This is a genomic window from Exiguobacterium sp. E17S (assembly GCF_057772545.1).
Window position 1 is genome coordinate 34,111 of record NZ_JBYLRU010000009.1, and the last position, 7,492, is coordinate 41,602.

A 7,492-nucleotide genomic window follows, 5' to 3' on the forward strand; every position below is an offset into this window, starting at 1 on the left:
TGCGTATAATGAGAGCAGAATAGTGTGAAGTGAGGGACGCGTATGCGACAGACGAAATACAAAGCAGTACCATGGACGAAAGAACAATTCTACAATCGATATGTTGAACAGACGAATGGCACAACGGGACACGTCTGGCTCGAAAGCGGTCGAATCGGCCGGTATACGATGGCGGCGACTCGTCCTGTCGGATACGTCCGGACAAAAGACGGAACGACGACGATTGAGACAGATGGAAAAGTCGAGACATCGACGGCGAATCCGTTTGATGTACTCGAACAGCTCCGCGTCGACCGTGAATCAGTCCGACCGGATGGAATGCCACCGTTCTTTGGTGGGTTTGCCGGATACGTCAGTTATGATGCCGTCCGTTATTTAGAAAAGCTACCGAAGCGAGCGACGGATGATCTGCAAACACCCGATCTATCATTTTACTGGTACGATGAAGTCGCCGTGTTTGATGAAGAAACGAAGCAGTTGTTCATTGCCGTGACACGAGACACGGCAGAAGAAGCAGAGCGAGTTCTTGAAACGGAAGTCGCGCGTTGGTGCATCGAGACGGATGCACCTCAATTTACAGCGACTGGTTCATCAGGTGAGCGGGAACGGGCTTTCGGGCAGGAAGCGTTCATGACAGCGGCACACCGGATTAAATCCTATATTGAGGACGGTGACGTTTTCCAAGTTAATTTGTCCGTCCGTCAACAGGAACCGCTTGGGACGACAGCGGAACATTTGTATGATGTATTACGACAAGTCAATCCTTCTCCATACATGGGTTACTTTGCGGATGAAGATTTAACACTCGTGTCCGCCTCACCCGAGTTACTCGTCGAAAAAATCGGCGATGCGTTAGCGACACGTCCGATTGCGGGAACACGGCCACGCGGGAAGGATGAAGCAGAAGATTTACGACTTGCGAAAACCTTACTCGATAATGAAAAAGAACGGGCAGAGCATGTGATGCTCGTTGATTTAGAGCGGAATGATTTAGGACGCGTCAGTCGTTATGGTACGGTTCATGTCGATGAGCTGATGGTGATCGAGAAATACTCGCACGTACAACACATCGTCTCAAACGTCAGAGGGGAAGTAGCTCCGGAACACTCGGGGAGTCAGGTGCTCGCTGCGATGTTCCCGGGTGGTACGATCACTGGCGCACCAAAAATCCGGACGATGGAAATCATTGAAGAACTGGAACCGGTCCGGCGCGGTATCTACACTGGGTCGCTTGGCTTCATCAGTTGGGCGGATGATGTCATCTTCAACATCTTGATCCGGACACTCGTCGCAAAAGGCGGGATGGCGTATGTTCAAGCAGGTGCTGGAGTCGTCACAGATTCGGACGCAGCACGTGAATACGAAGAGTCACTTAGTAAAGCAAAGGCGTTATGGGTGACAAAAGAAACAGCGGAGGGAACGCAATGATTGTATTGATTGATAACTATGATTCCTTTACGTACAACTTAGTCCAGTATTTCGGCGAACTTGGGCAAGACATCCGGGTATTTCGCAACGACGCGATCACACTTGCGGAAATCGAAGCATTGCAACCGGATCATCTGGTCATCTCACCGGGCCCCTGTACACCGAATGAAGCGGGGATCAGTCTAGAAGCGATTGCTTATTTTGCTGGGAAGGTGCCGATACTAGGGGTCTGCTTAGGTCATCAAGCGATTGGGCAAGTATTCGGTGGTCAAGTCGTCCGCGCGAAGGAATTGATGCACGGAAAAGTCTCGCCACTGACGCATGACGGACAAGGCATCTTTGAACGGATCCCACAAGCGACGCCGGTGACGCGTTACCACTCGCTCGTCGTTGAACGCGAGACATTCCCGGAAGTGCTTGAAGTGACGGCGGAAGCCGGTGGAGAGATCATGGCACTCCGTCACCGGACGTTGCCGATTCTCGGTGTCCAGTTCCATCCGGAAGCGATTTTGACGCGAGACGGTAAGCAGATGTTAAAAAATTTCTTGGAGTTGACGCATTATGTATCTCTGGCATGACGGAACCATTAAACGAGAAGAAGAAGTACGCATCTCCCCGCTCGATCACGGATTCATCTACGGGATGGGTGTATTCGAGACGTTTCGGACCTATAACGGACATCCGTTTTTGTTCGATGATCATATTGAACGCTTACGGATGAGTTGTGTCGCACTCGGAATCCAGCTAGCATATGATCGGGAAACCTTACGGCAAGCGATCCAAGATTTATATGAAGCATATGGGGCGAACGATTTATACATTCGGTTGAACGTCTCGGCTGGTCCACGCGAGATCGGGTTATCAATCGATCCTTACGATACGCCGACCGTGTTGATCTATGCGAAACCAATCGCTTCGCGAAAACGGGCGGAACGTGCACTCGAGACGATTCGTTTACCGCGCAGTACGCCGGAGACGACTTACCGCTTGAAGTCACATCATTACATGAACAATCTAGTGGCGAAACGCCAATTGTTCAATCCGGAAGCAGAAGGGCTGTTTTTAACGAAGGAAGGTCATGTCTGTGAGGGCATTACGTCAAACATCTTTTGGCGTTACGGAAATACATGGTATACGTCACCGCTTGAAACCGGTGCACTGAACGGGATTACCCGTCAGTTCCTCATGCAACATGTACCGGTCGAAGAGCGCCTGGCGTATTTACCGCAACTTGAAGAAGCAGATGAGATCATCTATACGAATTCCGTTCAGGAAGCGGTCGCCATTTCGTCACTTGACGGACGCCCTTTCCCTGGAATCTACGGAACAGGATATGCACAAATCATGACGCTGTTCGATCAATCTGTCGAACATGTGACGACAAGGAGAGAACAACTATGACCTACATCATGGGTATCTTGAACGTGACACCGGACTCCTTTTCTGACGGTGGACAATATGTCGATGTCGAGCAAGCGATGCGGCAAGCGCGTCAGCTCGTCGCGGATGGAGCAGATGCGATCGATGTCGGTGGAGAATCGACACGACCGGGTGCAGCATTCGTATCAGTCGAAGAAGAACTCGCCCGTGTTTTACCGATCATCAAGCGCATCAAACGAGAGCTGAACGTCCTCGTATCGATCGATACGTACAAACCGGTCGTCGCAGAGGCTGCTATTCAAGCGGGAGCAGATATCATCAACGATGTTTGGGGCTCGAAGTGGGGCGATCGTTCGATGGTCAACGTTGCTGCGCAGTATAAAGTACCCATCATTTTGATGCATAACCGGGAGACGGCGCATGGGGCAGATATGCTTGCAGAAGTCCGGGCTGACCTTGAGGAATCGATTCGGTTAGCAAAACAGGCAGGCGTAGCGGAAGAGCACATTTGGCTCGACCCTGGGATTGGATTCATGAAGACGCATGAAGAGAACTTGTACCTGATGCGTCATCTATCGATCGTAACGGACTTCGGGTATCCGGTTTTACTCGGAACGTCCCGTAAATCGATGATCGGACTTGCGCTCGGATTACCGACAGAAGAACGACTCGAAGGAACGATTGCGACGGTTTGCTACGGGATTCAACAAGGATGTGACTGGATGCGTGTGCATGACGTCAAAGAAGTCAAACGGGCAGCGCAGATGATGGACATCATGTTGGCTGCGACGAAGGGGGAATAACGGTGGATCGAATTCATGTAACAGGAATGCGTTTTTATGGGTACCACGGTGTATTCGCAGAAGAGACAAAACTCGGTCAACGCTTTAATGTCGACTTATCGATCGGACTTGCATTGGCAGAAGCCGGTCGGACGGATGATTTGACGAAAAGTGTCAATTACGCCGAATTGTATGAAGCGACGAAACGTGTCGTCGAAGGAGAACCGCTCCAACTCGTCGAAGCCTTGGCGGATCGTATTGCAAAAGCAGTATTTGCGTTAGACGAACGAATTCAAGAAGCGTCGATCAAGGTCATCAAACCGGATCCGCCGATTGCCGGTCATTATGAACATGTGGCGGTCGAGATCAATCGCCTTCGGGAGGACTATGCATGAAGGAAGCTTACATTGCACTCGGCTCGAACATCGGCGATAAAGCGGCTCACTTAAGAGCAGCGATTGCTCGCCTGAGAGCATTACCGTCCGTTCATGACGTAAAGACCTCTTCCATTTATGAGACTGTACCTGTCGGGTATCTCGAGCAGGATTTATTCTATAATATGGTCGTCGCAATCCAAACGACGGATGAGGCATCTGTCTTACTTGGGCGACTGCAGGAAATTGAACAGCTAGAAGGACGCGAGCGTCTGTTCAAAAATGGACCACGAACGCTTGACTTAGATATTTTGCTATATGAGGAAGAACGCATTGATCTCGAAGGATTAACCGTTCCGCATCCGCGGATGCAAGAGCGGGCATTCGTCCTCGCACCATTACGTGAACTCGCAGCAACATGCGTCATACCCGGTCTTGGACAAAGCGTCGAGCAGTTGTATCAGCAGTTACCAGAGACAGAACGAAACGGTGTACGACGGTTAGGTGGGCTTTTAGAAGCGGAGGAACAATAATGGAATTTCACATTGGTGATGTCAAACTGAAGAATCAAGTCATCTTGGCACCGATGGCAGGCGTCTGTAATCCGGCGTTTCGGTTAATTGCAAAGGAATTTGGTGCGGGACTCGTTTGTGCCGAGATGGTCAGCGATAAAGGGATCTTGTACGAGAACGAACGAACGCTTCAGATGCTGTACGTAGATGAGCGGGAAAAACCGCTGAGCCTTCAAATCTATGGCGGTTCAAAAGAGACACTCGTTCAAGCGGCGCGATATGTCGAGGCGAACACGAATGCCGATATCATTGACATCAACATGGGCTGTCCGGTCCCGAAAGTCACGAAAAGTGATGCTGGAGCGAAATGGTTGCTTGATCCGGATAAGGTATATGAGATGGTCCATGCGGTGACGCAAGCGATCGATAAACCCGTTACTGTTAAGATGCGGACCGGCTGGGACAGTCATCACATCTATTGTGTTGATAATGTCAAAGCGGCAGAAGCGGGTGGTGCAAAAGCCGTTGCCATCCACGGGCGGACACGTTCGCAAAAGTATGAAGGGGTCGCAGACTGGAACATCATTGGCGAAGCGAAAAAAGCGGTCAACATTCCGATCATCGGAAATGGAGATGTTCAGACGCCGCAAGATGCAAAACGGATGATTGATGAGATCGGCGTCGACGGTGTCATGATCGGACGGGCCGCTCTCGGGAACCCGTGGATGTTGTATCAGACGATCCAGTATCTCGAATCAGGAACGCTTCCGGCAGAACCGACGGCGCGTGAGAAGATTGATATCTGTCTCTTGCACGCCACACGACTAGTCGCACTAAAGGGAGAAGAACTCGCCGTACGCGAAATGCGGACACATGTCGCCTGGTACTTGAAAGGAATGAAGGGGAACGGTCGCGTTCGCAATGCGTTATTCAATATCGATACGCACGCAGGACTCGTTGAACTGCTACAGCAGTACTTGCAGACACTCGAAGAAGACGTAGCATATGCCTAACAGGTAAAGTATAGTCGGACAGAGTCGTTTTGTGGTACGCTAGTTGCATTGAAGATGAGCGTATCGGTTTTCTAAAGGGCTGTCGGTCGTTCCGGCAGCTTTTTATTCGAGAGAATCGTCGTGAACCATTATTAAAAGGAGTGAAGATAGTGAGTCAGGATATGGAAATGAACGATCAAATGCAGGTGCGTCTTGGTAAGATGAACGCCATGCGTGAACAAGGTCTCGATCCATTCGGCGCACGTTTTGAACGTTCGACGGATACCGCGAGCATTCGTGCATCGTTTGGTGAACATACAAAAGAAGAGTTGGCTGAACTAAAACCGGAAGTTGCCATCGCTGGTCGTGTCATGACAACACGTCGTAAAGGGAAGGTTGGCTTTACGAATGTTCAGGATGTACAAGGTCAAATTCAGTTGTATGTCCGTAAAGATGATGTCGGTGAAGAGGCGTATGAGATCTATAAGACATGTGACTTAGGTGACATCGTCGGGATCCAAGGATACGTGTTCAAGACGAATGTTGGTGAACTCTCTGTTCACGTCACAGCATTTACGTTATTAACAAAAGCATTACGTCCGCTTCCAGATAAATATCACGGATTAAAAGATATCGAGCAACGCTACCGTCAGCGTTACCTCGACCTTATTACGAACCAAGAATCACGTGAGACATTCATCGCGCGGAGTAAAGTCATTCGTGGAATCCGTCAATATCTCGATAACCTCGGATACTTGGAAGTCGAAACACCAATGTTGCACACGATTGCGGGTGGAGCATCGGCTCGTCCGTTCATCACGCATCATAATGCACTCGACATGACGCTTTACATGCGGATTGCGATCGAGCTCCATTTGAAACGTTTGATCGTCGGTGGACTTGAGAAAGTCTACGAAATTGGTCGTGTGTTCCGTAATGAAGGAATCTCAACACGCCATAACCCAGAATTTACGATGATCGAACTCTATGAAGCGTATGCGGATTATAAAGACATCATGAACTTGACAGAGAACCTGATCGCTCACGTCGCACAAGAAGTACTCGGTACGACACAAGTCACTTACGGAGAAGATGTCATCGATCTATCTGTTGGTTGGAAGCGGGCGCACATGGTCGATCTCGTTAAAGAAGCGACAGGTGTCGACTTCTTTGAACAGATTTCAAACGAACGTGCCCTTGAACTAGCGCATGAACACGGTGTTGAAGTCCAGTCACACATGACGACGGGACATATCTTGAATGAGTTCTTTGAACAAAAAGTAGAAGAAACACTCGTTCAACCAACATTCGTCTATGGTCATCCTGTTGAAGTATCACCACTTGCGAAGAAAAATCCAGAAGATCCACGCTTTACGGATCGCTTTGAATTATTCATCGTCCGTCGTGAGCATGCGAATGCCTTCACGGAATTGAACGATCCAATCGATCAACGTGAACGTTTCGAAGCACAACTCGTCGAAAAAGAAGCAGGAAACGACGAAGCACATGAAATGGATACAGACTTCATTGAAGCACTCGAGTACGGTATGCCGCCAACGGGTGGTCTTGGGATCGGGATCGATCGTCTCGTCATGTTGTTGACGAATGCGCCATCGATTCGTGATGTATTACTCTTCCCAACGATGCGTCACCAACAAAATTAATGAGTGGAGCTCCGTTCTTTCTATACTGTATAGAAGGAATGGAGCATTCTTTTTGAAGTCAACACAGGGATAAACGAGTCGAAAAACGGGTAAATAAAAGTTTTTAAATGTTTTTCTAATAAAATGCTTGTACGATTCAAAAAGCCATGGTATATTACTTCTTGTGCCGCGAATGGTCGTGACACACAAAAATAAATATCGAAAAAGTTGTTGACAATCGAGTTGATAGCTTGGTAAGATATTAAAGTCGCTGAAAACGACACGACGAACTTTGAAAACTGAACGATGAGGCAAAAATCGTATTCTACGGAATACAAAAACGAATGAAGCGCAAGCTTCGTCAATCGTGACTTCGGTCAC

At 48.9% G+C, this 7,492-nt stretch carries 8 protein-coding genes; all 8 read left to right on the plus strand.

Annotated elements, in window-relative coordinates:
- Nucleotides 1-42: 42 nt before the first annotated feature.
- The 8 genes from AC3B4V_RS15955 (at nucleotide 43) to lysS (ending at nucleotide 7,132) form a co-directional block, all read left to right on the plus strand.
- The gene (locus AC3B4V_RS15955) at nucleotides 43-1,428 is read left to right on the plus strand and encodes an anthranilate synthase component I family protein (protein WP_488378857.1); all 1,386 of its coding nucleotides are present in this window, start codon (nucleotides 43-45) and stop codon (nucleotides 1,426-1,428) included.
- Nucleotides 1,425-2,006 (plus strand): anthranilate synthase component II, encoded by a 582-nt coding sequence (locus AC3B4V_RS15960; protein ID WP_488378858.1) that lies wholly within the window; start codon nucleotides 1,425-1,427, stop codon nucleotides 2,004-2,006. The genes AC3B4V_RS15955 and AC3B4V_RS15960 overlap by 4 nt, the downstream gene beginning before the upstream one ends.
- Nucleotides 1,990-2,829: an aminotransferase class IV gene (locus AC3B4V_RS15965; RefSeq protein WP_488378859.1), complete on the plus strand. Its 840-nt coding sequence runs from the start codon at nucleotides 1,990-1,992 to the stop codon at nucleotides 2,827-2,829. Before AC3B4V_RS15960 ends, AC3B4V_RS15965 begins: the two co-directional genes overlap by 17 nt.
- Nucleotides 2,826-3,611, plus strand: coding sequence for a dihydropteroate synthase (gene folP / locus AC3B4V_RS15970; protein ID WP_488378860.1), 786 nt, complete (start codon nucleotides 2,826-2,828; stop codon nucleotides 3,609-3,611). The genes AC3B4V_RS15965 and folP overlap by 4 nt, the downstream gene beginning before the upstream one ends.
- 2 nt (nucleotides 3,612-3,613) lie before the next feature.
- Complete coding sequence (gene folB / locus AC3B4V_RS15975; RefSeq protein ID WP_023466572.1) at nucleotides 3,614-3,985, plus strand: dihydroneopterin aldolase; 372 nt, start codon at nucleotides 3,614-3,616, stop codon at nucleotides 3,983-3,985.
- Nucleotides 3,982-4,497, plus strand: a complete 516-nt coding sequence (gene folK / locus AC3B4V_RS15980) for a 2-amino-4-hydroxy-6-hydroxymethyldihydropteridine diphosphokinase (protein ID WP_350468337.1) — start codon at nucleotides 3,982-3,984, stop codon at nucleotides 4,495-4,497. Before folB ends, folK begins: the two co-directional genes overlap by 4 nt.
- A complete protein-coding gene (dusB, locus tag AC3B4V_RS15985) occupies nucleotides 4,497-5,489 on the plus strand; it encodes a tRNA dihydrouridine synthase DusB (protein ID WP_195866276.1) in 993 nt (330 codons plus the stop codon). The genes folK and dusB overlap by 1 nt, the downstream gene beginning before the upstream one ends.
- Before the next feature lie 161 nt (nucleotides 5,490-5,650).
- Nucleotides 5,651-7,132 carry a lysine--tRNA ligase gene (gene lysS, locus AC3B4V_RS15990; protein ID WP_087682563.1) on the plus strand — a complete coding sequence of 494 codons (1,482 nt, stop codon included), beginning with the start codon at nucleotides 5,651-5,653 and terminating at the stop codon, nucleotides 7,130-7,132.
- The last annotated feature ends 360 nt before the right edge of the window (nucleotides 7,133-7,492 follow it).